Raw genomic sequence first — 24,675 nt, forward strand, 5'->3', positions numbered from 1 at the left:
GGGCAGCGTCAGAAGCGGAGGAATCCGGTCGCGATCACGTTGTTGCGGTTGTAGCCATAGCCGACCTCCAGCAGCAGCCCGACGTACTTGTTGACGGTCCAGTTCATGCCTACCGAGCCGCTCCAGGCGCCCGCCACTTTTTCATCGATCTGGTAGTTCAGCCGCCGGGTCTGGTCGCTGCCCGGCACTGGCACGTCGAAATGTCCGGTGATGCTGGCGTGGGTGCGGAACCAGGTGGCGCCCACATAGGGCGTCAGCACGCCGAAGCGGCCCAGCCGGAAGTTCCAGCCGACACGCGGGCCGATATTGAGCGATTTCACCGGTGTGTCCGACATCGAGATATCGGAGACGGTAAACGTCACCGGCAGCGAGAAGAACAGGTCGCCGTAGGCGCCCACCAGCGTAAAGCCCGCGCCGTACGAGTGCCCGCTGTAGCTGGCATGCTGCGTCGGCAGCCGGATCGGCCTGGCGCAATCCGGCCGCGGCCGGCGCCCGCCGCAGCCGACATCGATGCCGAAAAAGCGCTCCAGCTCGGTCAGCGACGAGAAGCGGATGCCGATATCGCCGCTGCCGCGCACCGTGCCGAGCATGCCATAGACGTTCATGAACGGGAACAGCCACGCGCCGACCTGCACCTGGTTCGAGGTATTGCGGATGCGCGACTGGTCGAAGCGCACGAAATCCGCGCTGCGCAGCGGCGCGCTGCCCGCCGAAACGCTCAGCCCGCTCAGCTGGTAGCGCTGGTGGCCGTCGAAATACGAATAGCCGACGTCATAGGGGTTGGGCAGGTCATAGCCTTTGTCGATCACGCGCTGGGCAAAGAACGGCAGCGCGCGGTCCCATTGGCGCGGGGTGGTGTCCGGTTCGCCGGTGCCGGGCTGCGCGGGCGGGCCGACATAGCCGCGATAGGGCCCGGCCGAGGTGTTGGCGCCGGGTACCGCGCTGGTGCTGGCCGCCGCTTCGCCGCCGTTGCCGGCGACCCACGCCTGTGCGGTGATCGGCGGGCACGCCAGCGCTGCCAGTAGCACGACGGTGCCAACGGCGCGCGGCCACTTTGCGGCAAAGCGGATGCGGCGTGGCGTGGCGGCCGTGGCGGCACCTGGCGGCATGGCTCTCCCCTGGCGGTTGTGCATGGTCGTCGCCAGAAGATACTGGTGCGCGCCGCACGAGGCAATGCGGGTGGCGCCCAATCCGTTGCAATGGCCGCGTCGGCAAGAAAGACTAAGATCTCCCGGTGAAAACGTTCATATCGCACGCGCGTCGGTTCAGTGCGACAGCAGGCCGTGCCGCTTGTGCCAGTCGGCCAGCGATTCCTCCGGCCACGTGTCGCAGTGGACATGGCCCTTGCCGCGCGGCACGTCGACCCATGGCGCCACCGAGTCCAGCGAGGCCTCCACCACCTCCGGCGGGCGCGGCAGCGGCGTATCGATGGCCGAGGCATGGGGATACAGCATGTCAGGCCAGCGCGGGTCCCACAGCCATAGCGCGCTGCCGCACTTCACGCAGAAATGCCGCTGCGCCGGCGATCTGCGCGCGCGCTTGCCGGGCTCGCGCAGCACCGCGTGATACACGCCCAGGTGCTTGCGCCCGCGCACGCGCAGCGTGGCGGCATCACCGCCGATGTTGATGGCATAGCCGCCGCCGCCCGCCGTCTTGCGGCAGATCGAGCAATGGCAATGCATGTAAGGGCAGGGCGAATCGGACTCGAGCGAGAAGTGGACCGCGCCGCAATGGCAGGAGCCGTCGAGATGCATGGGATGGGCCTTTGCACGGTGGCGTTCAGGACAGTCCATTGACTGTAGAAAACCCCCGCCAAAGTGCCAAGCCCGGGCAGGCGCCTAGCGCGCCTTGCGGAACGTCAGGTTGATGCGCAGCGATCCCAGCAGCGGATGATCGCCCTCGGCCAGCGGCGCCACGCCATGGAACGCCAGCCGCGACGGCCCGCCCCACACCACCACGTCGCCGTGCGCCAGCCGTATCCGCTGCGGCTTGTCGGCACGGCGCATGCCGCCGAACAGGAACACCGCCGGCAGCCCCAGCGACACCGAGACGATCGGCGCGGTGAAATCGCGCTCGTCGCGGTCCTGGTGCAGCGACAAGCGGGTGCCCGGCACATAGCGGTTGATCAGGCAGGCATCCGGCGCAAAGCCGGCAAAGCCCGCCTGCGCTGCCGCGCCGGCGGCCAGCTCGCGGAAACTCGCGGGCATCTCCGGCCACGCCTGTCCGCTCAGCGGATCGACCGGGTCATAGCGATAGCCGCGCGCGTCGGAGACCCAGCCGCACGCGCCGCAGTTGGTCATCGCCACCGACATCTTCAGGCCGCCGGGGGTGACCATGTGCCGCCACGGGGCCAGGGCGACGATGGCCTGCACGTCGGCGAGCAGCACTTCGGCATCTGCCCGCGCTACGCCACGCAGGACGACGGCGCCGTCCGCGAGGGGTTCGATGGCGGGGGTGGCGGCGCTGTCTTCGGGCAGGTCGTCGAACAGGTCGAACGTCATGGTGGGGAGGGTGCCGCCATGGCCTGGTGTGCTCAGGCGACCTTCAGTTCCAGGCGCTTTCCCAGCGCCCGGAACGCGGCCTCGATCGTGTCGATCTTGGTCGCATGATCGAGGTTGACGATGCGCTGGACTTCTTGCTTGCGGGTATGCAGCCGACGTGCCAGCTCGGCCTGCGTCACACCCTGCGCGATCATCTCGTTGAGCAGCAGCACCTTTGCCGACATGCTTGCCGGCAGTTCGACCAGATGTTGGCCGCGCACGGCCTTCGACGGCAGCGGCACCGGGCGGCCGTCTTCGAAATAGAACTCCATGGCCGTGGCCAGCGCATCAGCGGCCATCTCCTGGGCGTGCTCGATAGTATCGCCGCTGGTCAGGGCTTCCGGGATATCGGGAAACGAGACCGCAAAGCCGTCGCCGTCGGGGACGATGTTGGCGGGAAAACGCAGCATATTTGAACTCCTTTTGGCGACAAGGGCAGGATACGTCCAGACTTGCAGCTCACCCCAAGCCAAGTTGCTTGAGGATCGCCTTGCGCAGTCCCTCACCGATCTCATGGCTGGGATGACGGGGCAAGGTCGATTGCCTGCCGTTGAGATACACCCTGACATGCTTCGCGCCTTCAATGAAGGTCGCGCCTTGTCCTGCGAGCCATCGCCGAAATTCACTCTGCTTCACCCAAACTCTCCTGCCGCTCAGTGGTGAACAGGGTAAGCAAAAATGTTTACGTATTCTAGCAGTAAAACGGCCAATCTTGTTGCAGCAAGGTGTCCGGCTTTCGTGCGCGGTCCTATGCGGACATGACAAGGCCGCCCTTGAGGCGGCCTTGATCTCTTGTCCGGGCGCGGTCGAGTCCGCGCGGCGGAGTCCTTCAAGCAAACGTATCAATCTCCCCCAGTCCCAGCACACGCGCGGACCGTACCGCTGCACTGGCCGTTGGCACCGGATCTGCCGCCGCCACCGCAGCGCCACCAAAGCTGGTTTGTGTGCGCCCGTGCCCAGGCCCCTGCTGTTGCTGCCCGTTGCCGTTGCCGGCCTGGCTGGCAAAGCCGTCGGCGCCGACCGAGGTGTGTCCCAGCTGGATGCCGTTTTCCGACAGCGCGGTGCGCAGGTGCGGCAGCGCGGCTTCGACCGCGGCGCGCACGGCCTGGTGGGGCGAGACGAATTGCGCCTGGGCCTGGTCGTTGACCACGTTGAGCACCACCTTCAGCGGCCCCAGGTCAGGCGGGTTCAGCTGCAGTTCGGCGCTTTGCTGGCCTTGCGTGCCCAGGCGGATCATCTGCTGGCTCAGGGCCTGCGGCCACTGGCTGTCGTACAGCGGCGGGGCGACCACGGGCCGGTTGGCGGCAGCGGCGGCTGCGGCCGGGGTGGGTTGTCCGGCCAGCGTGGCGGCTACCGCAGGAGTGCTCTCGGGACTGCTCGCTGCGGCTTCGCCGGCGCGCGCGGCAGCCTGCGCGGAGACGAACTGGCCGGCAGCGGGGCGGGAATCCGGTGCGCCAGGATTGGCGGCGAGCGGATCGGCGCGATGCTGGCCGAGGCTGCTGTCAGGGCGATGCCCTGATCCGCCCGCGGAGGCGCCGGCATCCTGGCCGGGCAGCTCCGCTTGACGGACCGCCAATGCGTCGCCCGCAACCGCCGGCGTGGCGCCGGCTTTGGCATCGGTGCCGGCGTTGCCGCCGGGCTGCATCGCCGCGCGTTGCGAGGCGATGGTGGCCAGCGTGTCGGCGACCGACGGCTGCGCCGGCCGGGATTCGGCTGTGACCGCCTGCAACGGGTCGGGCAGTGCCGTGCCGGCCGCGGGGCCTGCCGTGGTGCCCGCATCGGCCTGGGTTTGCGCGGTGGCATTGGGCACGGTGGTACCGCTCAGCGCCGCCTGCAAGGCCGCGGCACTGCCGGTGTCGGCCATGCCGGCGACGGCGGTGCCTGCCGCGCCGGCTGGCGTGGCGGTGGGGTTTGCTGGCGCGGCGGCGGGAAGCATCAACGCCAATGCGGCCGCTGCCGCGGCGGCATCCGTCGGCGTTGCCGCGGCGGCGTCTTCCTTGTCCTGATCCTTCTCGCCGTTAGCGGCCTGCTTGCCGGTGGCGGCGGTGTGTTGGGGCTTGCCGGCGTCGGCCTGTGCAGCCGGCCGCGCCGCGGGCTTGTCGCGCGCGGCCGGCTCCTTGGCGGCGGGCGCCGGAGCGGCGGCCTTGTGGCTGTCGCGGGCCTGCGAGAGCGCGTCGCGGAAGCCGTTGGAGGCGGCGTCGGCGCTGGCGCGCCGGGCGCCTTCCACCGCGTTGGCGGCGCTGCTGACAATCTGGCTGATATCGATCATGGGGGATTCGCTACGGTGTGGCCTGGCGGGTTCTGTCCGCCCAGGCATCGTTCAGGCTTCGCTCAGGCGGCTGGCCGTGGTGCGGGCCAGGCGGGCGGCGTACTCGTCGTTGGCACGCTGTTCGCGGCGCGCGGCCACCTGTTCCTGCTTCGCTTCGGCGCGCGCGATCAGCGTGTCGAACGAGTTCAGGCGGCGCTTCTGGTGCTGCCAGCGGTTGCGGCCGGCCAGCAGGTCGGCCTCGGCCTTGGCCAGCGCCGCGCCCTGCTGGCGGATGGCCTGGTCCAGCGAATCCAGGAAGCGCGAGAAATCCTGCCAGCGGCTGGAGGTGATGCCCTGCGCCGCCACCACCTGCATGCGCTCGCGGTATTCCTGGCGGTACTGCGTGAGCTGGTTGAGCTGCAGCTCCGCCTGCGTGCGCAGGCCCTGCAGCCGGCCGAGCTCGCGCGCGGCGGCGTCGGTGTCGGTCTGGGCCAGGTCAGCCAGCGTGTTGAGCGGTGAATGCTTGAGCATGTTCACTCCTGTCGAAGAGGCTGTGCAGCGCGGCGATGGCGTCGGCGTAGCCAGCGCGCTCGTGAATGTCCTGCTGCAGGAAGGCTTCCATGCGCGGATGCAGCTGGATCGCCAGATCAAGTTCCGGGTCGTTGCCGGGCACGTAGGCGCCCACGCTGATCAGGTCGCGGTTGCGCTGGTAGCGCGACATCAGCTGCTTGAAGCGTCGCACCGAGCCGAACTGCTCGTGCGGGATCAGCGCGGTCATGGCGCGGCTGATCGAGGCCTCGACGTCGATGGCCGGATAGTGGCCGGCTTCGGCCAGGCTGCGCGACAGCACGATATGGCCGTCGAGGATGGCGCGCGCGGAATCGGCGATCGGGTCCTGCTGGTCGTCGCCCTCGGTCAGCACGGTGTAGAACGCGGTGATCGAGCCGCCGCCCTCGGGGCCGTTGCCGGTGCGTTCGACCAGCGTCGGCAGCTTGGCGAAGACCGACGGCGGATAGCCCTTGGTGGCGGGCGGCTCGCCGATCGCCAGCGCAATCTCGCGCTGGGCCATGGCGTAGCGCGTCAGCGAATCCATGATCAGCAGCACATGCTGGCCCTGGTCGCGGAAGTACTCCGCCAGCCGCGTCGCATAGGCGGCGCCCTGCATGCGCAGCAGCGGCGAGCAGTCGGCCGGCGCGGCCACCACCACCGAGCGTCGGCGGCCCTCCGGCCCCAGGATGTTCTCGATGAACTCCTTCACTTCGCGGCCGCGTTCGCCGATCAGGCCGACCACGATCACGTCGGCGCTGGTGTAGCGCGCCATCATGCCGAGCAGCACGCTCTTGCCCACGCCCGAGCCAGCGAACAGGCCCATGCGCTGGCCGCGGCCGACGGTCAGCATGCCGTTGATGGCGCGCACGCCGGTGTCGAGCACGGTTTCGATCGGCGCGCGCATCAGCGGATTGATCTGCTCGCCGGCCAGCGGCACTTCCATCGCCGCGGCAAGCGGGCCGAGCCCGTCGAGCGGGCGGCCCGCCGCATCCAGCACGCGGCCGAGCAGGCCCGCGCCGACCGGCAGGCGCTTGGAGCCCGGCTCGCGCGGCGCGGCGGTGCCGGCCGGTTGCGGCGACGGCTCCAGCGGGTAGACGCGCGCGCCCGGCAGCAGCCCGACCACGTCGGACTGCGGCATCAGGTAGAGGCGGTCGGCGCCGAAGCCGACCACTTCGGCCTCCGCGGTGCGCGGGGCGTTGCTGTCGGTGGTGAACTGCCCGGCGGGCAGCTCGATCAGGCAATCGCTGCCCACCGGCAGGCGCAGGCCCACGGCTTCCAGCACCAGCCCCGCGGCGCGCGTCAGGCGGCCGCAGCTGCGCTTGCTGTCGAGCCCGGCGATGCCGGCCGCGGCGCCGTTGAGCGCGCCGATCCAGCGTTGCGTGTGGGCATGCGCGGCGTCCGGCACGGTTGCCGCGGCGTGGGTGTCCGGCGCGGTATCAGGCATGCGGCGGCTCCCACGGATCGTCGCGGCCCATGGCCCGCACCACGCGGGTCCAGCGCGTGGGCAGCGTGGCGTCGCGCTCGCCGCTGGCGGCGCTGGCGATGCAGCCGCCGCGCGCCACCGACGGATCGGCGCGCACGGTCCAGCCGGCGGCGGCGAGTTCGCCCTGCAGGTGGGTCTCGACCAGCGCCACGTCGTCGGGGTGCAGCAGCAGGCTGGGCGATCCGGACAGTGCCGGTTCGCTGGTCAGCAGCTCGCGCACCGCCGGCAGCAGCGCCGCCGGGTCCTGCGCCAGCGTCGTTCGCACCAGCTGGCGCGCCACGTCGAGCGCCAGCGACACCAGCGCGTGCGCGACCGCGTCGTCGACGTTGCTCAGCGCGCTGCGGAAATTGCCGGCCAGCGCCTGCAGTTGCGCGGCTTCGTTGCGGGCGGCTTCCAGGCCGCGCGCATAGCCTTCGCGATGGCCGTCGCCGTAGCCCTGGGTCTGGCCCTGGGTGTAGCCCTGGGCATAGCCTTCCTTGCGCGCGCCTTCGCGCATCGCGTCGAGCGCGGCGAAGTCGATCGGCGGCGGCGCCGGTTCGGCGGGCACGGCGGCCAGCGTTTCCAGCGGCTCGGCATGGCGCGGATCGAGCGAGCCCATCTGCCAGCGCTGCCAGCCGGCGGCTCCGCCGCGCGCGCGGCGCGGCGGCTCGAACGGCGCGAAGCCGCCGGCCCCGGCAGCGCCGTTGCCGGCCGGGGTCGAGAGCGGATCGGCGCCCAAGCGGCGGCGCCCGGCCCCGCGCTCGGGGTCTGCCTCAGACATAGGCATCGTCGCCTCCGCCGATCTGTACTTCGCCCGCATCCGCCAGGCGCCTTACCACCTGCAGGATGGCCTTCTGCTCGGCCTCGACCTGCGACACGCGCACCGGGCCCAGCGCTTCCAGGTCCTCGCGCAGCATTTCGCCGGCGCGGGTGGACATGTTGCGGATGAACTTGTCGCGCAACTCCTGCGGCGCGCCCTTGAGCGCGACGATGAGCGACTCGGTGGCGATTTCCTTGAGCACGCGCTGGATGCCGCGGTCGTCGACCTCGAGCAGGTTCTCGAACAGGAACATCTCGTCGATGATCTTCTGCGCCAGGTCGCCGTCGTGCAGGCGCACGCCGTCGATCACGGCCTCTTCGTGCGCGGTGCTCATCAGGTTGATGATCTCGGCCGCGGTGCGCACCCCGCCCATGCGGCTGCGCTTCAGGCTCTGGCCCGCCAGCAGCTTGGTCAGCACGTCGGTCAGCTCCTGCAGCGCGCCCGGCTGCACGCCGCCGAAGGTGGCGATGCGCAGGATCACGTCGTTGCGCAGGCGGTCGGTGAACAGCCCCAGCACTTCGGACGACTTCTGGCGGTCCAGGTGGATCAGGATGGTGGCGATGATCTGCGGATGCTCGTCGCGGATCAGCTCGGCAATCGCCGTGGCGTCCATCCAGTTCAGCGAGTCGATGCCGCCGCCCGGATCGCGCGACTCCAGGATGTCCTCGATCACCGACTGCGCGCGCTCCTCGCCCAGCGCCTTGTTCAGCACGCTGCGGATAAACGCGCTGGAGTCGACGTTCAGCGCCAGGTACTGCTCGGTCTCGGCGCGGAACTCGCCCAGCACCTCGGCCATTTCCTCGCGGGTGACCGAACTGAGCGTGGCCATGGCCGCGCCCAGCTCCTGCACTTCGCGCTGCGACAGGTGCTTGAACACCTCGGCCGCGGCATCCTCGCCGATCGCCATCATCAGCACCGCGCTCTTCTGCAGGCCGGATTCAGAGATGCCCTTAGCGGTTGTCATTGCTAATCCAGTTCTTGATCACGCTGGCGACCAGGCGGGGGTCGCGCTGGGCGGCGTCGCGCACCAGCGCGAGGTCGCTTTCATACTTCGCGGCAAGCCGCAGGATTTCCGGATTGGCCGGCTCCTCCGGCGGCAGCAGCACCGCCTCGGTCTCGTCCTTGGGCTCCGGCGCCGGCAACGGCGGCGTGGTGTAGCGGCGCAGGATCGGGCGCGCCACCTTGAACCACGCGAACAGCGCCAGCAGCGCCAGCAGCAGGTAGCCGGCCAGGCTCTTGCCCAGTGCAATCATGTCGGGCTGCTTCCACAGCGGCAGTTCGGGCTCGGCCTTCTCGCGCTCGGCGGTGAAGGGGCTGTTGACCACGTTGATGGAGTCGCCGCGCTCGACCGAGAACCCCATCGCTTCCTTGGTCAGGTTCTGGATCTGCGCCAGCAGCGCCGGCGGCAGCGGCTCGGCGACGAGCTTGCCCTTGGCGTCGGCCTGCTGGCGGTAGTTGACCACCACCGCCACCGACAGCCGGCGCACGCCGCCCGGGGCCTGCTGCACGTGGCGTACCGAACGGTCCAGCTCATAGTTGACGGTGGAGTCGCGGCGGTTGCTGCTCGGGCCGCTGGACGCGGTGGCCGTGGCGCCCTGCGCGGCCTGGCCAGGCTGGCCGGGTTGCGCCGCTGCCGGTGCGCCGGCCTGCCCCGGTGCCTGGCCCGCGCGCGGCGTCTGCGGCGTGGTCACGGGCGCGGCGGCGGCGGCGGGGGGCTGGTTCGACAGCGCGCCGGGCACGCCGCCCGGCGGAGTGGCGCCCTGCTGGGTCGATTCGCTGGTCTGCTGGCTGCGGATCGCCGTGCGGGTCGGGTCCTGGTTGGGCTTGTAGCTCTCGTCGGTGTGCTCGACGATGGAGAAATCGACGTCGGCGGTGACCTGCGCGCGCACGTTGTCCTTGCCGACGATCGGCGTCAGGATCGCCTCGATGCGCTTCAGGGTGTTCTGCTCCAGCGCCTGCACGTACTTGAGCTGGGTGGCGTCGAGCATGCGCTCGTTGCCGGTGTTCGACAGCAGGTTGCCGTGCTGGTCGACGATCGAGATCGACTTGGGCGTCAGTTCCGGCACGCTCGACGACACCAGGTGGCTGATCGCAGCGACCTGGCCTTCATCGATGGCGCGGCCCGGGTACAGCTGCAGCACGATCGAGGCGGTCGGCTTCTGGCGCTCGCGCACGAACAGCGTCGGCTTGGGGATGGCCAGGTGCACGCGCGCGGACTGCACCGCGGCGATCGACTCGATCGAGCGCGCCAGCTCGCCCTCCAGCCCGCGCTGGTAGTTGACCTGTTCGGCAAACTGGCTGATGCCGAACTTCTGGTTGTCCATCAGTTCCATGCCGGCGGTGCCGCTCTTGGGCAGGCCCTGCGAGGCCAGCCGCAGGCGCGTCTCGTGCACCTTCTCGGCCGGCACCATCACGGCGCCGCCGCCTTCGGCGAACTTGTACGGCACGTTCATCTGCTGCAGCGACTGCAGCACCGCGCCGCCGTCGCGCTCGGACAGGTTGCTGTACAGCACCTTGTAGTCCGGGCCGCGCGACCACAGCACGGCCACCGCGATCGCGGCGGCCAGCGCCGCGCCGCCCAGCATCAGCGGCAGCTTCGGGTTGGCCTTCAGGCGCTCCAGCATCTCGGCCGGACGCCCGGGCAGTGCCACGGCCGCGGTCATGCGCGTGCTCCGGATGCGGCGCGGTGATGCGCGCGACGGCACGGGCGATGCTGACCGCCTTGGTCGTCGGCGCGGCTCACGGCACGGCTCACATTACGCTGCAGAGAAAACACGCGTACTCCCGAATCGATGGTTGTCTGGTGATTTGCGGAGCCGGCGCGGGACGACAGCCCGCGCTTTTCCGGCACGGTGGCAATGATCGGCCAGACTTGAGCGCGACAATCCGGTGAATAGACCGGGTTTTCCGGCCGATTTCAGTCCATGGGCGGGCCGCGGCGACGGGTACTCTGCGAAGGCTGAAACTGGCTGCGGATCCGCCTGGAGCGGGCCTGTGGCAGGCCGGGAACCGGCCAACCGGCGCCAACGGCGCGCCCTACGAACAACCGGGCCGGACTTCCGGCCGATCACGACCCATGACCACAATCTCTTCCATCGAGGGCATGCTGCAGCAACTGCGCGGGATGTCCCAGGTTGCCTCGGGCAACTCCGCCACCCAGTCGGCATCGGTTGCCGGCGGCGGCTTTGCCGGCGAGCTGCAGCGCTCGCTCGGCCGCATCAACGCCGCGCAGGAGCGCGCCTACGGCCAGGCCGAAGCGTTCGAGCTCGGCAAGCCCGGCGTGGCGCTCAACGACGTGATGATCGACCTGCAGAAGGCCAATGTGTCGTTCCAGACCGGGGTGCAGGTGCGCAACCGGCTGGTGGCGGCGTATCAGGAGATGATGAATATGCCGGTGTAAGGCGCGAGCCTTGCCTGGAGTGGAAAGCCCCCGGGGCGCGCAAGCGGCCGGGGGCTTTTGCCGTCTAGCCGGGCGGTCAGGCCTGCAGCGGGTCGGGGTCCAGTCCGGATTCCAGGTGGTAGATCCACGCCAGCAGCTCGGCCACGGCCACATAGAGCTGCGGCGGCACGTGGCTGTCCAGGTCGACCTGCATCAGCAGGTTCACCAGCGTGGGGGAGTCGTGGACGTAGACGCCGGCTTCGCGCGCGCGGGCGATGATGGCTTCGGCAACCACGCCGTAGCCCTTGGCGACGACGCGCGGCGCCTTGTCGCTGTGCTGGTACGACAGCGCGATGGCTGCCCCGCGTTCCTGTGCTGCGTCGCTCATTGCGTCTCGCCTTGCGCCAGGCTGTCCTGCGTTTGCACGCTCAGGCGCTGCACGGCGATGCCATGCGCCTCGAGCTGGCTGCGCAGCTGCGGCCGCGCCGCGATGAAGCGCGCGGCGACGTCGGTCTCGGGGGTGGCCACGCGGGCGTCGAGGCCGGACGGCCCCAGGGTCAGCACCGCTTCGACCACGCCCAGGTTCGGCAACTGCAGCCGCAGGCGGCTCGACCACGGCCGCGCGGCTTCGCCATGGGCTGCCGCGGCGTCCGCCTCGGCGCGCAGCAGTTCCCATTCCATCGGCACGCCGGGCCACGCTTCGCCGGCCAGGCGGAACTGCTGCGTGGCGAGCAGCTCCAGCTGCTGACGGACCACGCCTTCGGTGGCGGGATGGATGGCCGGAGCGGCGGCCGCCGGTGGCCGGCCGGCATCCGCCGCAGCGGATGGCGTATCGCCTTGCGCTGCGCGCGCCGGTTGGCTGGCCAAGCTGTCGAGCGCGGCCAGGCGCGCGCCAGCCTCGGCCGTGGATTGGTAGGCCTGCGTGGCCAGCGCTGCCGCCGAAGGGCGCTGCGCGGCCGGTTCGGCAGCGGCGCCGCGGCTGTAGGCGGCGGTGGTCGCGGTGCCTTGCCGCAACGCCTGCTCGGCCGCCGCATGGCTGTGGGCCACGCGCGGATTGCCGGCCGAGGCCAGCGCTTCGGCCAGCACCTGCGAGGCCGGCAGCAGCGGCGGCATGGACGGCCGCGCCGGTTCCGCCCCTGCGCCGCTGCCGGCGTAGGCCAGCTGCAACGACGGCGGCGCGGCAGCGGCGCCCTGGCTGGCACTGGCCGGGACCGCGGGCCGGCCCGGCACTGGAACCTGCGCCTGCGGCTCCTGCCGCAGGCTGGCCAGCCCGCGCGCGCCGGCCACCCACTGCGCCAGGTGCGATTCATAGAACAGGCCGCTGTGCCCGACCGCATTGGCCAGCGCCGCCGCAGTGGCCTGCGCCGTCGCTGCCGTGGGCGGTGCCGGCAACAGCGAGGCGGGGCTGCGCACCGGCTGGGCTTCGGCACCGTCCATCACGGCCAGGATGGCCCGCGCCGCCGCACTCAGCGATTCCTGCGTCGACGCGCCCGGCAGCAACGCGCCCTGGCCGGCCATGGCATTGGGCCCGCTTGCCAGCGCGCTGTGGCGGATGGCCTGGCCGGTGGCGTTCTGGACGTTCGACTCGGTCGCCTCGGCCACCGGCTGCAGCGCCGCGATCTGGTCGATGGCGATGGCGGTGCGCAGGGTCTGGGGGTCGGGGGCCTGACCGGGTGCCAGGCCTGGCGGCAAATGGATGCCGGTCATATGGGTCGCGTGGATAAGGGTCGGCTGGCGGTGCGGCCTGCCGGGAAGAGCAAGCGGCGCTCAGGCCGCGTCAGGTGGCGCCGGTCGTCGCGACTGCCGTCGCACCATAGGCGGCGCTCAGTTCGAACTGCCGGCGCGAGCTGGTCAGCATGTCGCCGAGCCGCTTGAGCTGCGGCAGCGCCAGGTCGCGGATGCGGGCGTCGTAGGTCAGGATGCGGTCCAGCAACTGGTAGCGCCGCATGCGCTCGGCATCGGAGAAGGGGGCGTCGTGGTCGAGCCCGCGCAGGTGCTCGACCTGGGCCAGGTAGGCTTGCTGCAAGCTGGTGACCGTGTCCCAGTCGGCGCCCTGCGCCGCCTCATGCATGCGCGCGGACAAGGCGAGGATTTGCTCGTAGCAGGCCACGATCGGCGAAAACCCTGAAGGGAAGGCCATGTCAGTTGTCCTGTAAGGCGGCTTGCCGCTCGGCACCGGCGGCCGCGTCATCGATCTGCGCCCATGCCGAGGCCAGGCTTTCCAGCAGCGCGTCGACCTCGCTCAGCAGCGCTGCGTCGCTGCGCAGGTTGGCCAGCATCAGCCGGCGCACCATGTATTCGTACAGCGCTTCGAGGTTGGCCGAGATCTCGCCGCCGGCGTCGTGGTCGAGCACGGCGCGCAGGCCGTTGTCGATGATGTCGATGGCCTTGGAGATGGCATTGCCACGCTCGGCGACGTTGCCGCCTTCCAGGTGGAACCTGGCCCGCGCGATCGCGGCGCGCGCGCCGTCGTACAGCATGGCGATCAGCTTGTGCGGGCTGGCGCTCATGGCACCGGTCTGGACGCCGACCTGGGCGTAGGCGTTGGCGGATGCGCGGGCGAACATGGCTGGGTTCCTCGTGGCGATGCCTGGTGGCGGTGAGATGCGGCGGGTTACTTCTTGATGCTGTTGTTGAGCGCGTTGAACTGCTGCGTCAGGTAGCTGCTGGTGCGGTTCATCTGTGCCACCACCAGGTCCAGCTGCGTGAACTGGGCCTTGTAGCGGTCGATGGTGGCGGTGACGCGGTCCTGGACGCGGTCATAGTCGTCCTCCAGGTCCTTCAGCGTCTTGGTGATGCCGTCCTGCGCCACCTTCAGCGCGCCGTCGGTCTTGCTCAGGCCTTCGATATAGGTGGTGGCGCGCTTGCCGATGCCGCCGTCGCCGGTGGTGCTGGAGAACAGCGACGTGACCCGCCCCAGGTTGTCGTTCAGCGCCTTGCCAAGCTTGGCATCGTCCAGCTTCATGGTGCCGTCTTTCTGGAACGTGATGCCGACGTCGATCAGCGTGATCTTGCCGCCGTTGCCGTCGTCCATGGCGCCGCCCAGCATCGAGCGCAGGCTGGACTGGATCGAGCGCAGCGTGCCGTCGCCGGTCAGCGCCGCCGAGGTGCCGGCCTTGGTATCGAACGCCGTCAGCGACTTGGCGGTGCTCTGGATATTGTTGTACGCGGTGACGAAGGCCTGGATCGAGGCCTTGATCGCGTCGTTGTCGCGCGTCACCACCAGCGAGGTGGTGCCGGTCTTGGACAGGTTCATGGTCACGCCCTGCGCGGCGTCCACCACCGCATTGCTCTGGCTGACCACGTCGATGCCGTTGATCTTCAGCGTCGCGTTGGCCGGCGGAACCTTCTGCTCCATCTTGTTGGCGGCAGGCGCGGCGGCCGGGTCGAACGCGACCACGTTGTTCAGCGCCGGATCGGTCGACGACACCCGCATGGTGGCCTGCGTGCCGGTCTTGTCAGAGGTCAGCACCAGGCGATAGGGGCTGGCGCTGCCGTCGTTGACGATGCTGGCGGTCACGCCGATGCCGGCCTTGTTGATGGCATCGCGCATGCCTTCGAGCGACGAGCCCGCCGCGATGGTGACCTTCTTGGTGCTGGTGGGGGCGCCGCCGGTGGCCAGCGCCTCGCCGAAGTCGAACACCAGCTCGCCGCCGCCGATCGCGGCCTTCTGGTCGGCCACGTTGCCGCTGACCAGCGACTGCGCGGTCGCCAGCGTGTTGACGGTGATGGTGTAGTTGCCCGGCACGGCATTGGCCGCGGTGGTCACCGACATCACGTCCGGCGTGCCGACCGTGGCCTTGACCGCGCCGAAGGTGGCGGCGCTGGACAGCTTCGTGGCGGCGGCCTTGTACGCGTCCAGCACGCTCTGCACCTGGCTGTAGGCGGACAGCTTGGTCTGGTAGCTCTTGGCCTGCGTATTGATGGCGTCGAGTGGCAGCTGCTCGGCCTTCTGCAGCTGGTCCAGCAGGCTGCTCAGGTCCAGGTTGGAACCGATACCGATGGAGGAGATCGTTGCCATGTGATTGTTCTCGTCTTCAACTGATGATCAGGTCTCAGGCCGCCTGGCTGACGAACAGCCCCTGCAGCTTGTCGATGGCGCGGGCGATGCGCAGCACCTCTTCGGTGGGCATCTGCCGGATCAGGTCGCCGGTTTCCTTGTCGATCACCTTGGTGATGACACGGTGCGTGGCCTCGTCGATCTCGAAGCGCAGGCCGATCGAGGTGGTCTTGAACGCTTCCACCAGCTCGCCGATCGCGGCGGAGGTGGCGCCGGACTGTGCCGGGGCCTTGGCGGCGTCTTCCTCCTGCGCACGCAGGCCGGCGCGCGCGGTGCTTGCCGTCGTGCCGTGGGCCGGCACGTCGGACGGCAGGCGCACTGCGGTCGGGTTCACGGTGGGAAGAAGCGCCATGCTGTGCTCCGTGGGCGTGTGGCGGGTTCAGGTTGAAACGCTTGGCAGGCAGTGGTCTGCCTGCGAAACGCTCCAGCGTGTTCCTGTGCGTTGGCAAAAAGGCCGGGCCTTGCGGCCCAGCCTCGTATGCCGGTCTGCGGATGCGATTAACGCAGCAGCGACAGCACGTTTTGCGTGGTCTGGTTGGCTTGCGCCAGGACCGAGGTGCCAGCCTGTTGCAGGATCTGCGCGCGGGTCATGTTCGACACTTCCGTGGCGTAGTCAGCGTCCTGGATGCGCGAGCGCGACGAGGACAGGTTGGTCACGGTGGTGCCCAGGTTGGCGATGGTCGAGTCGAAGCGGTTCTGCACGGCACCCAGCGAGCTGCGCAGGTCGTCAACGATCTTCAGGGCCGCGTCGATCTTCTTCAGGGGGTCAACCGTCGACGCGCCGGCGAATTCCGCCGTGGCGCCGGCGCCGCTCAGGACGATGTCGGTGCCGGTGTAGTCGAAGTCGGTCGGCGTGGCACCGCCGTTGGCCAGCGCGCCAGCGCCGACGGCGAAGTTGCGGCCCTGGATGGTGGCGAAGGCGGTCACGGTACCGGTGCTGTCGACGCCGACCTTGACCAGCTGGTTAGCCAGCGCGGTTGCGGTGGTCACGCCGTTGTCCGGATCGGTGAACTCCAGGTCGGCACGGTTCAGCACGACGTTGCCGGTGGCATCGTCCACCGAAGCGGCGTAGTAGTCGTCGCCCGACTTGACCACGAAGTTGGCGGTGGCGGCGCCGGTGGCGTCCTTGACGTTGTGCAGGCTCAGGCTGCTGGCGGCAACGCCCAGCGAGGTCGCGGCGGACGACAGGTCGACCGCTTCCGGCGTGCCGTCGGTGTTGGTCTGCGTGATGGCTTCGCTGACGTTCAGGGCGTTGCTGCTCAGGCTGAAGCCCTTCAGGCCCAGCGTCGACGAATCGATCTGCTTCAGGTCGATGGTGATGGTCTCGCCATCGTTGGCGCCAACCTGGATGGTCAGCGGCTTGGCGTTGGCCGACAGCACCTTCACGCCGTTGAAGTCGGTCTGCTGCGAAGTGCGGTCGATTTCCGACAGGCGCTGCGAGATTTCGTCCTGGATCGACTTCAGGTCCGAAGCCGAGTTCGAGCCGTTGGCGGCCTGCACGCTCAGTTCACGGATACGCTGCAGGTTGTTGTTGACTTCGGTCAGCGCGCCTTCAGTGGTCTGCGCCAGCGAGATGCCGTCGTTGGCGTTGCGCTGGGCTTGGGTCAGGCCGCGGATGTTGGCGGTGAAGCGGTTCGCAATGGCCTGGCCGGCGGCGTCGTCCTTGGCGCTGTTGATGCGCAGGCCCGACGACAGGCGCTGGATCGCCGTGTTCAGCGACGATTGCGAAGCGTTCATGTTGTTCTGAGTCATCAGAGACAACGAATTGGTGTTAATGACTTGCGCCATGGTACGACTCCTATATGCAAAGTTTTGGGCATTCCGGCTAGTGCCGTAACGTTGGCGGCCTGCTTTGCAGGGCGTAGAGTGCCTCCGTTGCTTGGGTTATCGACCGGGCAAGGCAAAGGTTTAGAGTGATCTCCGCGATAGTTTCGCGGGGTGCCGGCTGGGCGGCAGAGGCGCCGTACGGCGACGGGCGGCGAGGGTGGGAAGGGTGCCGGACTGAACGCCGGCCTAGCGGCGCTTGCGCGTGCGCGGGACAAAAAGGGGCACGAAATCCGGCGCGGCCGCCGTTTCCGGCGCGACCCCGACTACCTCCGGGGCATCGGCCGGCGTGACCAGGCAGATGGCGCGCTTGTAAACCACGGTAGGCTGGATGTCGTCGAGCCCGCGACCGAGCAGCAGCACGAAATCGTCGGCGGCCAGCACCAGCCCGTGCAGCCGGGCGCCGTTGGACAAGTGCACGATCACCGGGGTCTGGCTGATGTGGTACGCCGCGAATTGCTGGGGCTGCAGTTGCCGTCGGCTGGGTTGCCTGGGCCGGATTTCCTTCTTCTTCACAACGACTCCGGAAGAGCCCGCAAGGGTTCTGGCGGCTGATAACGGTCCGTTGGCCGGCGGCTGGGGGTGCGGCGCGACCTGGGCGGCAGGAGAAACATCCGCTCTCGGTAACGGCGACCGGACCGGCCGCCTGCATTGCACCGGGATCCGGCCCCGCGTGTGGGCCTTGGAATGTCGCGCAATGGCCGGCGGTGGGCGCTGCCAGAAGAGAAGGGGACTTCAGGGGTGAGAGTAACAAAGTTTTACAAGCGTTGACGGAAGGCGCGCCTCTGATCGTCTAGAGGTAATGCTCTACTAATGTTGTTGCGTTTTCTTGTGCGCTAAGGTAGGAAACTGCGCCGTAGGCGCGCGAGCGGCAGCGCGCTCATGGCCGGCAAGGCAGGCGCGCGTTGGCCTGGCGGGGATCTGCCAGCCTCTGCGAGAAGTGATCTGAAAATGATTTCAGAGGCAGAAACGCCAAAAATATGAAAGCGCGTGCGGTTCCGCGCTAGGGAATCCCCTGATAGAAGCGGGATTTACACCTCATGTAAGCGCGTTTATATTCACCACAAGAGCTGTTTGGCTCGAGCAGTCCTGGAAAGCCTACGAGCACCCCGCGCGTGGGCTTCTTTTTTGCCCGCGTCGTTCGAAATCGCGCTCTGCGGCGCAGTGGCCGGAAGGTTGGATAACCCGACCGGCCGTTCGGAATGCCGTGCAACATTAAACGTCACTTCGCCGGCGACCGATTCCCTGAAATGCGGGGGATTCTGGCCCTATTTCCGTTTTCCCGCCCAGAATAGTTCGCTGATCGTCACTTGGTTCTGCGCGGCGCACGTCGCACTCGAACGTCCGGACCTCAGCCGCTCTGGGCGTCAGTGCCGCGCGCCACGCGCCGTCGCGCCCGCGCGGCCAGGCCGGCGCCCAAAGCCCAGCGCAGGGCCGGCGCCAGCACGCGCATGCCGGCCAGCGCGGCGGGGCGGCGGATCGACGGCCCGTCCAGGTCAAGCTGGCGGCGCGCCCACGGCGGCAACAGCGCGATGCCGGCGTCGGCCATGATGCTGACCGCCGGCTGCAGCAACGGATTCGCTACCGGCATCTTCCTGACCAGCCGCACCACTTCGCGGGTGCGCTCGCTGGCCAGCAGCGCGGGCCGCATGGATTCGAGATAGGCGGCCACTTCGGCGCGCGAGCGCGGCACCTCGGCCGCGCCCAGCAGCTGCGCGATGCGCGCGACTTCGGCGTAATAGCGGTCCTGCTCGGCAGCGCCGAGCGGGCCGACATAGCGCAGGTAGCCCGCCAGGAAGCTCGACACTTCAGCCACGTGCACCCAGGTCAGCAGCGCGGGATCCGACGCCGCGTAGGGCCGTCCGTCCGGCGCGATGCCGGACACGCCGGTATGGATGCGCCGCACGCGTTCGATCAGCGCCATGGCATCGGCGCGGCTGCCATAGGTGGTGCCGGCGATGAATTGCGCGGTGCGGCCCAGGCGCCCCTGCATGTCGGTGCGAAAGCTGGAGTGGTCCCAGACCCCGGCCAATGCCAGCGGATGCAGGGTCTGCAGCAGCAGGGCGCTGACTCCGCCGGCCAGCATCGCTGGAAAATCGGCATGCACGCGCCAGCAGACCGCTTCCGGGCCGAACAGGCCGGCGTCGCCGGGCGGATTGTCATAGTCCAGGCTCAGGCCGGAGTTGCTGCGGGTCAGCGCGCGCACGTGCGCACCGGCCTGTTCTCGCAGTCTTGCCGAGAGCTGGCGCAGCGGGCCGCGGTGCCGCGGCGTGGCGCTGCCGGGGGCGGGGTCGGTGACGCTGGACAAAGCGGAAATGCCTGGAAGGCAAGGGATGGGGTCAGGGCCAGCATACACGGGATGGCGGCCATCTGCGCGCCGCGCCTGCGGTGCCGCGGCCGTAAAAAGGGCCGGAGCCCCGTACGGGGTTCCGGCCTGCCAATCTCCGGCGTATGCCCCTGCGTCAGCACCGCATGTTGCTCACGCACATACCCGGATAGCTGCCTGGTTGTGCTGGCTGGGGATTATTGCTGGCGTTGTCCGCCCTGTCCGCCTTGCTGACCGCCCTGGCCACCCTGGCCGCCCTGCTGGCCGCTACGCTGGCCGCCTTGCTGGCCAGGCTGCGAGCTGCCGCGGTCCTGCTGCTGTTGTTGGTCCTGCATGCGGTCCTTGTCGCCCATCTGCCCGCCGCCTTGTTGTCCCGGTTGCTGCTGGCTGCCGCGTTGGCCAGTTTGCGATTGTTCCTGCTGCTTCTGGCCAGATTGCGATTGGCCCGACTGCGATTGACCCGGCTGTTGCTGCTGTCCCATTGCTAGCTCCTTGACGCGGCGAACTGCCGCAGACCTTGCTTCGCAATCGCCATGCCAAGCGCGACAGCGCCGGCGTGCCGCCTGCGCCGGGCGCCTGCGCCGGATGCGCCACGCCCGCGCCGCGGCGCTTTTACAACGCGTGGCCCGTTTTACACAGCGGCGGGCGCGGCGCCGCGGCCCTGGCAAGGGCCGACAGGGCGGGTATGGAGCTTGCTGAAAAATGCCTTACCCGTGGCGCTGGCTGCCAGCCCGGCAGCGGTGCGCGCCGGACCAATCAAGGAGGACGCCATGCAATTTCCCTCAACCACCGCGCGCGCGCTGCGCAGGGCCGGGTTGGCGGCGGCACTGGCAGTGGCCGCCGGCAGCGCGCTGGCACTCGACAAGAGTGGCCTGATATTCGCCGCGACGGACAATGCGCCGGTGGCACCGGTCAACTCGGCGCCGGGCATGCCAGGCCGGCCCGATCCGGACACCAGCGCGGTCACCGGCGTCGACCAGGCAAAGCAGAGCATCGAGGACAGCGCCATCACCACGAAGATCAAGACCAGGCTGCTCGGCACCAAGGATCTCAAGTCCACCGGCATTCACGTGACCACGCAGCAGGGCACGGTGGAAGTCAGCGGCACGGTGCCCACGCAGCAGCAGCACGACATCGCGCTGAAGACGATTCGCAGCGTCGAGGGCGTGAAGTCGGTGACGGACAATCTGAAGGTGTCGGCGCGATGAGGGGGTGAGCGCGGGGAGTGCTCTCAGGGCTGTGAGGGCGGCCGCTGACATCTTCGGCGTTTCACTTCGTTGAGGCTCCCGCCCTCACCCCGGCCCTCTCCCGCAGGCGGGAGAGGGAGTACCCAGGCGGGATTTCTCTCTTGCTGCAGTGTCGCTACGCACCGCGTCAGGCCGCGCGCTTCTTGGCGGTCGTGCCGGCGCTCTTGCGCGCGGCGGGGGCGTGCGACTCGCGCCTGGCGGGCGCGCGCTTGGTGCCGGCGGTCTTTGCGCCGGTGCTGCCGGCGCGCTTGGCCGGTGTCGCGCTGGTGCGCTTGGCTGCCGGCTGCTTGCGCGACGCGGCGTGCCGCGCTGGGGTCTTGCGGGGGGCGGGCTCGGCTTCGGCTTCGGTCTCGTCTTCCTGCTTGTCCTTGCCGCGCTTGCCCAGGCTCTGGCGCAGCAGCGCCACCATGTCGATGACCTTGGCGCCCTGGCGCGGAGCTTCTTCCTCTTCCGCCGGCGGCGTCAGCTGGTGGGTCTTGCCGGATTCGATCTTTTCCTCGATGCGGGCCATCAGGTCGTCGCGGTAGGTGTCGCGGTATTGCTCCGGCGCCCAGTCCTCGGTCATGTCGTCGACCAGCTTGGTGGCCATCTCGATCTCGCGCGCGTGCGCGCCGGTGGGCTTGCCGCTGGCGGCCTTGGGCAGGCGCAGCTCAGCAATCGGCAGCACCTCGTCGGCAAAGCGCATGGTGTTCAGCACCAGCGCATCGCCGTGCACCAGCATTGCCGCCAGGTGCTGGCGTGCGCGCAGTACCACCAGCGCCAGCGCGGCCTTGCCGGTGCGGCGCATGGTTTCGTGCAGCAGCGCGTAGCCGCGTTCGCCGCGCTTGTCGGGCTCCAGGTAATACGGGGTGTCGAAGTAGTACGGCGGAATGCTTTCGGCATCGACAAAGCTGACGATGTCCACGGTCTGCGTGGCCTCGACATTGGCGCGGCGGAAGTCTTCCTCGTTGAGCAGCACGTACTCGTCCTTGGCGTACTGGTAGCCCTTGACGATATGCTCCTTGTCGACCGGCTTGCCGGTGCTCTTGTTGATGCGCTGGTAGCCCACCGGGGCCATGTCGCGCACGTCCAGCAGGTCCAGGTCTAGCGACTGGCTGCGCGACGCGGGGCGCAGGACGACGGGGATGTTGACGAGGCCGAAGGCAATGGCGCCTTTCCAGATGATGCGAGACACTTGATCGCTCCTTTGCCACGGTCACGCGCGCGTTGCGGCGGCGGTGGCGGCATGTCGCCCGGAGGCGGGTCTTCCACGGGTTGGGGCGGGCCCGGCGGCGGCTCGGGCGGCGGGACTTCGGGCTCGCGCGGCGGGATGTCGGGATCGGGCGTGGTATGCACGGATAACTCCTTGTCGATGGCTTGGGTGATCGGGTGAAGGCCGGCGCCGGCATGGCGCTAGGCGCGCTCGTGGTCCAGCTCGTCCAGCAGCCGCGTCAGCGCGTCGAGGTCGGCGGGCTTGACCAGATGCTGGTCGAATCCCGCTGCCAGCGCGCGGCGGCGGTCCTCGGGCTGGCCGAAGCCGGTCAGCGCGACCAGCGTGGCGCCACGCAGTTCGGGCAGCGCGCGCAGCCGGCGCGCGGTTTCAAAGCCGTCCATGGCCGGCATGCCGAGATCCAGCAGCACCACCTCCGGACGCGCGGCGCTGGCGCGCGCCAGCGCGCTGGGGCCGTCGGGGGCGGTCACCACCGTGTGTCCCATGGCCTGCAGCGCCATCGTCATCGCCTCGAGCGCGTCGACGTTGTCGTCCACCACCAGGATGCGGCGCGGCACGCTGCGGCGCGGGCCGGCCTTGCCCGAACCGGGGTGCCAGTTCTGCCAGGGCTCGACCGGCAGCGTCACGGTAAAGGTACTGCCCTGGCCGGGACCGGCGCTGAAGGCGCGGATGGTGCCGCCGTGCAGCTGCACCAGCTTCTGCACCAGCGTCAGGCCGATGCCCGGCCCGTCATGCGCAAAAGCGCTGCGCGGGGCTTGCGTGGCAACCTCGCTCTCGTCGCTCTCGTCGGTCCGGGCCGCCGGATTGGCCGGGTCCGGCGGGGCCAGCGGATCGAACAGTTGCCGCTGCAGCGCTTCCGACAAGCCGGTGCCGTTGTCGCGCACGCGCACCGTGACCTGCCCGCCCGAGACGGCATCGGGAATGGTTTCCGGCGCGCTCTCGTCGAAGCCGGCTTCGACCGAGATCATGCCGCCGGCCGGGGTGTACGCGGCCGCGTTCTGCAGCAGGTTGCTGAAGATCTGCGTCAGGCGCACCAGGTCGCCGCGCACCGGCAGCGGCTGTTCGGGCAGCGACAGCCGCAGCGTGTGGCGGTAGCCGTCGAGCACCGGACGCACCGCTTCCACGGCGGTATTGAGCGCGGTACGCAGCTCCACCAGGTCTTGCCGCAGCGTGATGCGGCCCTGGTTGAAGCGGGAGATGTCGAGCAGCTCGTCGACCAGGCGCGTCAGGTGGTGCACTTGCCGGCCGATGATGTCGCGCGCGCGGAACATGTCCTCGCGCGTGGGCGCCAGCTGCTGCAGCAGGTCCGCGGCGCTGCGCAGCGGCGCCAGCGGGTTGCGCAGTTCATGCGCGAGCATCGCCAGGAACTGGTCCTTGCGCCGTTCCTCGTCGTGCAGCGCGCGCCCGGCGCGGTTCTGCAGCGTCACGTCCTGGCAGATCCCGGCAATGCGCAGCGGCGGATGGTCCGCGGCCGCCTGCGCGTGTCCGGTGTCGTCGGCGCTGCCCTGGCTGCGCACGGGGAAGGCGCGCGCGCGGACTTCGCGCGGCTCGCCGCTGGGCAGCGTCAGCGCGAATTCGATGTCCATGCGGCCATCGCGCAGCATGCTCTCCACCGCGGCTTCCACGCGCGCGCGGTCCGCCGGTGCCACGCGTTCCAGGCACAGGCGCGGGTCTTCCATCAACTGCTCGGCGGAGTGCCCGCACACCGTTGCCAGCGACGAACTGGCAAACAGCAGCCGCCGGGTCGCCGGATCCAGGATCCACACCACGTCGGCCAGCGATTCGGCGAGCTGGCGGAACATGTCCTCATGCTCGTGCAGGGCCCGCGAGGTGCGGTGGTAGGCGTCCTCGGCTCCGCGCAGGCGCAGCAGCGCCTGGATGCTCGACAGCACTTCCTCGGGTTCGGCAGGCTCCACCAGGTAACCGTCGGCGCCGCAATTCAGCGCCTCGACCCGCTGCCGCGACTGGGCCAGCCCGGGCGAGGTCAGCAACACCAGCGTGCGCGCCGTCTGCGGATCCTCCTTCAGCAGGCGGCACACTTCCAGGCCGCTGATGTCGGGCAGCCTTGCCGACAGCAGTACCAGCGACGGCGCGTGCTGGCGCACCAGCGACAACGCCGAATGGCCCGTCACAGCCTCGATCACCGAAAAGCCGCCGCGATGCAGGATGCGGCTCTTGACGTAGCGCGGCCCTTCGCGATCCTCGACGTTCAGGATCAGCGGGGCCCGGTTGGCGTGCGGCTTCATGGCTGCACACTCGACGCCATGGCCGTGCGCGCGCGGCCGGACTGGCGAGCAGACCCGACCACGGCGTGTAAAAGCGCGCGGGCTGGCGCGGGCGCTGTGTAAAACGTACTACGGTGCCGCACACTGCCTTTGAAGATTTTGCAATCTCCCATCCCCCTGATCATCTCGTCCCCCTTGTCGATCAACATGGCCGCGCTGCTTTGCGAAGGCCGTTCTGCTTCGCCGTGGCAAGACGCGTGCCGGGCGGGCGACGCCACCGGAAGCCTGGGGCTGGTGAGGAATTCGCCGGGCCAGCATGCCGGTATCTGGCCCGGCGAGCGGGACTAGCGGCGCGCCGCCTCCCCGCTGTGGGCCTCGGCACTGGGCGAGGTTCCGCCGTGCGGGCCGGTGGAGCGCGGCGCTTCGGCGGCCTTCTGCGGGATCTTGCCCGGCTCGGTCCAACCCTTGTAGTCGGTGCCCTTGCCGAAGCGCGCGGCAATGCGGTCCTGCACCGCGGCCAGCGCATCGGCTTGCTGCTTGGCGGTCTCGGCTTCCTTGGCTTTCTTGGCCTCGGCTGCCTGCTGTTGCTCGGGCGTGGGCGGAGGCAGCTTTGCCTGCACCGGTGCGGCCGCGCAGGACAGCATGGCGCATGAGACCAGCAGCCGCCGCAGGCCGCGGCGGTTGAGCGGGGCGGCTCCGGTAGTGCCGGCAGCGCGGAGGTTTGAGAGGATCTGGAGTGGGGGCATCGTCAGTCTCCATAGGGTGTTGCCGTCCCGGCGTGGTTT

The 24,675-nt window shown here is 69.4% G+C and carries 26 protein-coding genes; 3 read left to right on the forward strand and 23 right to left on the reverse strand.

Features of this window, described 5'->3' with window-relative positions:
• Positions 1 to 8: 8 nt before the first annotated feature.
• From LIN44_RS24675 to fliF, 11 genes are all read right to left on the reverse strand, one after another.
• The gene (locus tag LIN44_RS24675; RefSeq protein ID WP_227314882.1) at positions 9 to 1,109 is read right to left on the reverse strand and encodes a hypothetical protein; all 1,101 of its coding nucleotides are present in this window, start codon (positions 1,107 to 1,109) and stop codon (positions 9 to 11) included.
• A gap of 156 nt (positions 1,110 to 1,265) precedes the next feature.
• Positions 1,266 to 1,754 (reverse strand): GFA family protein, encoded by a 489-nt coding sequence (locus tag LIN44_RS24680; RefSeq protein WP_227314883.1) that lies wholly within the window; start codon positions 1,752 to 1,754, stop codon positions 1,266 to 1,268.
• Between the two features lie 84 nt (positions 1,755 to 1,838).
• Positions 1,839 to 2,501: a DNA oxidative demethylase AlkB gene (gene alkB, locus LIN44_RS24685; protein WP_227314884.1), complete on the reverse strand. Its 663-nt coding sequence runs from the start codon at positions 2,499 to 2,501 to the stop codon at positions 1,839 to 1,841.
• 32 nt (positions 2,502 to 2,533) lie between these two features.
• The gene (locus LIN44_RS24690) at positions 2,534 to 2,950 is read right to left on the reverse strand and encodes a type II toxin-antitoxin system HicB family antitoxin (RefSeq protein ID WP_092314545.1); all 417 of its coding nucleotides are present in this window, start codon (positions 2,948 to 2,950) and stop codon (positions 2,534 to 2,536) included.
• Positions 2,951 to 2,999: 49 nt separating this feature from the next.
• Positions 3,000 to 3,176 (reverse strand): type II toxin-antitoxin system HicA family toxin, encoded by a 177-nt coding sequence (locus LIN44_RS24695; RefSeq protein ID WP_092314543.1) that lies wholly within the window; start codon positions 3,174 to 3,176, stop codon positions 3,000 to 3,002.
• Between the two features lie 193 nt (positions 3,177 to 3,369).
• Positions 3,370 to 4,809, reverse strand: a complete 1,440-nt coding sequence (locus tag LIN44_RS24700; RefSeq protein WP_227314885.1) for a flagellar hook-length control protein FliK — start codon at positions 4,807 to 4,809, stop codon at positions 3,370 to 3,372.
• Between the two features lie 51 nt (positions 4,810 to 4,860).
• Positions 4,861 to 5,319: a flagellar export protein FliJ gene (fliJ, locus tag LIN44_RS24705; protein WP_227314886.1), complete on the reverse strand. Its 459-nt coding sequence runs from the start codon at positions 5,317 to 5,319 to the stop codon at positions 4,861 to 4,863.
• Positions 5,285 to 6,781 carry a flagellar protein export ATPase FliI gene (fliI, locus tag LIN44_RS24710; protein ID WP_227314887.1) on the reverse strand — a complete coding sequence of 499 codons (1,497 nt, stop codon included), beginning with the start codon at positions 6,779 to 6,781 and terminating at the stop codon, positions 5,285 to 5,287. The genes fliJ and fliI overlap by 35 nt, the downstream gene beginning before the upstream one ends.
• Positions 6,774 to 7,586 carry a flagellar assembly protein FliH gene (gene fliH / locus LIN44_RS24715; RefSeq protein ID WP_227314888.1) on the reverse strand — a complete coding sequence of 271 codons (813 nt, stop codon included), beginning with the start codon at positions 7,584 to 7,586 and terminating at the stop codon, positions 6,774 to 6,776. The genes fliI and fliH overlap by 8 nt, the downstream gene beginning before the upstream one ends.
• The gene (gene fliG / locus LIN44_RS24720) at positions 7,573 to 8,583 is read right to left on the reverse strand and encodes a flagellar motor switch protein FliG (RefSeq protein WP_227314889.1); all 1,011 of its coding nucleotides are present in this window, start codon (positions 8,581 to 8,583) and stop codon (positions 7,573 to 7,575) included. The genes fliH and fliG overlap by 14 nt, the downstream gene beginning before the upstream one ends.
• Positions 8,570 to 10,282 carry a flagellar basal-body MS-ring/collar protein FliF gene (gene fliF, locus LIN44_RS24725; protein ID WP_227314890.1) on the reverse strand — a complete coding sequence of 571 codons (1,713 nt, stop codon included), beginning with the start codon at positions 10,280 to 10,282 and terminating at the stop codon, positions 8,570 to 8,572. Before fliF ends, fliG begins: the two co-directional genes overlap by 14 nt.
• A gap of 413 nt (positions 10,283 to 10,695) precedes the next feature.
• On the opposite strand from fliF, the gene fliE reads away from it, so the two are divergent.
• Positions 10,696 to 11,019 carry a flagellar hook-basal body complex protein FliE gene (gene fliE / locus LIN44_RS24730; protein ID WP_227314891.1) on the forward strand — a complete coding sequence of 108 codons (324 nt, stop codon included), beginning with the start codon at positions 10,696 to 10,698 and terminating at the stop codon, positions 11,017 to 11,019.
• Between the two features lie 76 nt (positions 11,020 to 11,095).
• On the opposite strand, the gene LIN44_RS24735 is transcribed toward fliE, so the two are convergent.
• From LIN44_RS24735 to LIN44_RS24775, 9 genes are all read right to left on the reverse strand, one after another.
• Positions 11,096 to 11,386 carry an EscU/YscU/HrcU family type III secretion system export apparatus switch protein gene (locus LIN44_RS24735; protein WP_227314892.1) on the reverse strand — a complete coding sequence of 97 codons (291 nt, stop codon included), beginning with the start codon at positions 11,384 to 11,386 and terminating at the stop codon, positions 11,096 to 11,098.
• Positions 11,383 to 12,705 carry a flagellar hook-length control protein FliK gene (locus tag LIN44_RS24740; RefSeq protein ID WP_227314893.1) on the reverse strand — a complete coding sequence of 441 codons (1,323 nt, stop codon included), beginning with the start codon at positions 12,703 to 12,705 and terminating at the stop codon, positions 11,383 to 11,385. Before LIN44_RS24740 ends, LIN44_RS24735 begins: the two co-directional genes overlap by 4 nt.
• Positions 12,706 to 12,775: 70 nt before the next feature.
• Complete coding sequence (locus LIN44_RS24745) at positions 12,776 to 13,138, reverse strand: flagellar protein FliT (RefSeq protein ID WP_227314894.1); 363 nt, start codon at positions 13,136 to 13,138, stop codon at positions 12,776 to 12,778.
• A gap of 1 nt (position 13,139) precedes the next feature.
• Complete coding sequence (gene fliS / locus LIN44_RS24750; RefSeq protein WP_227314895.1) at positions 13,140 to 13,565, reverse strand: flagellar export chaperone FliS; 426 nt, start codon at positions 13,563 to 13,565, stop codon at positions 13,140 to 13,142.
• Between the two features lie 47 nt (positions 13,566 to 13,612).
• Positions 13,613 to 15,019, reverse strand: coding sequence for a flagellar filament capping protein FliD (gene fliD / locus LIN44_RS24755; RefSeq protein ID WP_227314896.1), 1,407 nt, complete (start codon positions 15,017 to 15,019; stop codon positions 13,613 to 13,615).
• A 34-nt stretch (positions 15,020 to 15,053) separates the two neighbouring features.
• Entirely contained in the window at positions 15,054 to 15,410 is a 357-nt protein-coding gene (locus LIN44_RS24760) for a flagellar protein FlaG (protein ID WP_227314897.1), read from the reverse strand.
• A 146-nt stretch (positions 15,411 to 15,556) separates the two neighbouring features.
• Positions 15,557 to 16,846, reverse strand: a complete 1,290-nt coding sequence (locus LIN44_RS24765; protein ID WP_227314898.1) for a FliC/FljB family flagellin — start codon at positions 16,844 to 16,846, stop codon at positions 15,557 to 15,559.
• A gap of 225 nt (positions 16,847 to 17,071) precedes the next feature.
• A complete protein-coding gene (locus LIN44_RS24770; RefSeq protein ID WP_227314899.1) occupies positions 17,072 to 17,398 on the reverse strand; it encodes an RNA chaperone Hfq in 327 nt (108 codons plus the stop codon).
• A gap of 835 nt (positions 17,399 to 18,233) precedes the next feature.
• A complete protein-coding gene (locus tag LIN44_RS24775; protein WP_227314900.1) occupies positions 18,234 to 19,190 on the reverse strand; it encodes an oxygenase MpaB family protein in 957 nt (318 codons plus the stop codon).
• A gap of 245 nt (positions 19,191 to 19,435) precedes the next feature.
• Here LIN44_RS24775 and LIN44_RS24780 point away from each other — a divergent pair, with 245 nt between their 5' ends.
• Positions 19,436 to 19,696 (forward strand): hypothetical protein, encoded by a 261-nt coding sequence (locus LIN44_RS24780; RefSeq protein WP_227314901.1) that lies wholly within the window; start codon positions 19,436 to 19,438, stop codon positions 19,694 to 19,696.
• Between the two features lie 282 nt (positions 19,697 to 19,978).
• On the forward strand, positions 19,979 to 20,416 hold the full coding sequence (locus tag LIN44_RS24785; protein WP_227314902.1) for a BON domain-containing protein: 438 nt from the start codon (positions 19,979 to 19,981) through the stop codon (positions 20,414 to 20,416).
• Positions 20,417 to 20,582: 166 nt separating this feature from the next.
• Here LIN44_RS24785 and LIN44_RS24790 read toward each other — a convergent pair whose 3' ends face one another.
• The 3 genes from LIN44_RS24790 to LIN44_RS24800 form a co-directional block, all read right to left on the reverse strand.
• Positions 20,583 to 21,629 carry a Ku protein gene (locus LIN44_RS24790; RefSeq protein WP_227314903.1) on the reverse strand — a complete coding sequence of 349 codons (1,047 nt, stop codon included), beginning with the start codon at positions 21,627 to 21,629 and terminating at the stop codon, positions 20,583 to 20,585.
• A 218-nt stretch (positions 21,630 to 21,847) separates the two neighbouring features.
• A complete protein-coding gene (locus LIN44_RS24795) occupies positions 21,848 to 23,911 on the reverse strand; it encodes a response regulator (RefSeq protein ID WP_227314904.1) in 2,064 nt (687 codons plus the stop codon).
• 323 nt (positions 23,912 to 24,234) lie between these two features.
• The gene (locus LIN44_RS24800; protein ID WP_227314905.1) at positions 24,235 to 24,636 is read right to left on the reverse strand and encodes a hypothetical protein; all 402 of its coding nucleotides are present in this window, start codon (positions 24,634 to 24,636) and stop codon (positions 24,235 to 24,237) included.
• Positions 24,637 to 24,675 lie beyond the last annotated feature (39 nt).

This window comes from Cupriavidus sp. MP-37 (assembly GCF_020618415.1).
Classification (GTDB): domain Bacteria; phylum Pseudomonadota; class Gammaproteobacteria; order Burkholderiales; family Burkholderiaceae; genus Cupriavidus.

Coding starts and splice junctions, on each gene's coding strand:
- fliG (WP_227314889.1), bottom strand. CDS start 8,583: ATGACAACCGCTAAGGGCATCTCTGAATCCGGCCTGCAGAAGAGCGCG.
- LIN44_RS24760 (WP_227314897.1), bottom strand. CDS start 15,410: ATGGCGCTTCTTCCCACCGTGAACCCGACCGCAGTGCGCCTGCCGTCC.
- LIN44_RS24785 (WP_227314902.1), top strand. CDS start 19,979: ATGCAATTTCCCTCAACCACCGCGCGCGCGCTGCGCAGGGCCGGGTTG.
- LIN44_RS24740 (WP_227314893.1), bottom strand. CDS start 12,705: ATGACCGGCATCCATTTGCCGCCAGGCCTGGCACCCGGTCAGGCCCCC.
- LIN44_RS24795 (WP_227314904.1), bottom strand. CDS start 23,911: ATGAAGCCGCACGCCAACCGGGCCCCGCTGATCCTGAACGTCGAGGAT.
- LIN44_RS24680 (WP_227314883.1), bottom strand. CDS start 1,754: ATGCATCTCGACGGCTCCTGCCATTGCGGCGCGGTCCACTTCTCGCTC.
- LIN44_RS24690 (WP_092314545.1), bottom strand. CDS start 2,950: ATGCTGCGTTTTCCCGCCAACATCGTCCCCGACGGCGACGGCTTTGCG.
- LIN44_RS24800 (WP_227314905.1), bottom strand. CDS start 24,636: ATGCCCCCACTCCAGATCCTCTCAAACCTCCGCGCTGCCGGCACTACC.
- fliE (WP_227314891.1), top strand. CDS start 10,696: ATGACCACAATCTCTTCCATCGAGGGCATGCTGCAGCAACTGCGCGGG.
- fliJ (WP_227314886.1), bottom strand. CDS start 5,319: ATGCTCAAGCATTCACCGCTCAACACGCTGGCTGACCTGGCCCAGACC.
- LIN44_RS24765 (WP_227314898.1), bottom strand. CDS start 16,846: ATGGCGCAAGTCATTAACACCAATTCGTTGTCTCTGATGACTCAGAAC.
- fliS (WP_227314895.1), bottom strand. CDS start 13,565: ATGTTCGCCCGCGCATCCGCCAACGCCTACGCCCAGGTCGGCGTCCAG.
- fliH (WP_227314888.1), bottom strand. CDS start 7,586: ATGCCTATGTCTGAGGCAGACCCCGAGCGCGGGGCCGGGCGCCGCCGC.
- LIN44_RS24745 (WP_227314894.1), bottom strand. CDS start 13,138: ATGGCCTTCCCTTCAGGGTTTTCGCCGATCGTGGCCTGCTACGAGCAA.
- LIN44_RS24675 (WP_227314882.1), bottom strand. CDS start 1,109: ATGCCGCCAGGTGCCGCCACGGCCGCCACGCCACGCCGCATCCGCTTT.
- fliF (WP_227314890.1), bottom strand. CDS start 10,282: ATGACCGCGGCCGTGGCACTGCCCGGGCGTCCGGCCGAGATGCTGGAG.
- LIN44_RS24700 (WP_227314885.1), bottom strand. CDS start 4,809: ATGATCGATATCAGCCAGATTGTCAGCAGCGCCGCCAACGCGGTGGAA.
- LIN44_RS24735 (WP_227314892.1), bottom strand. CDS start 11,386: ATGAGCGACGCAGCACAGGAACGCGGGGCAGCCATCGCGCTGTCGTAC.
- fliI (WP_227314887.1), bottom strand. CDS start 6,781: ATGCCTGATACCGCGCCGGACACCCACGCCGCGGCAACCGTGCCGGAC.
- alkB (WP_227314884.1), bottom strand. CDS start 2,501: ATGACGTTCGACCTGTTCGACGACCTGCCCGAAGACAGCGCCGCCACC.
- fliD (WP_227314896.1), bottom strand. CDS start 15,019: ATGGCAACGATCTCCTCCATCGGTATCGGTTCCAACCTGGACCTGAGC.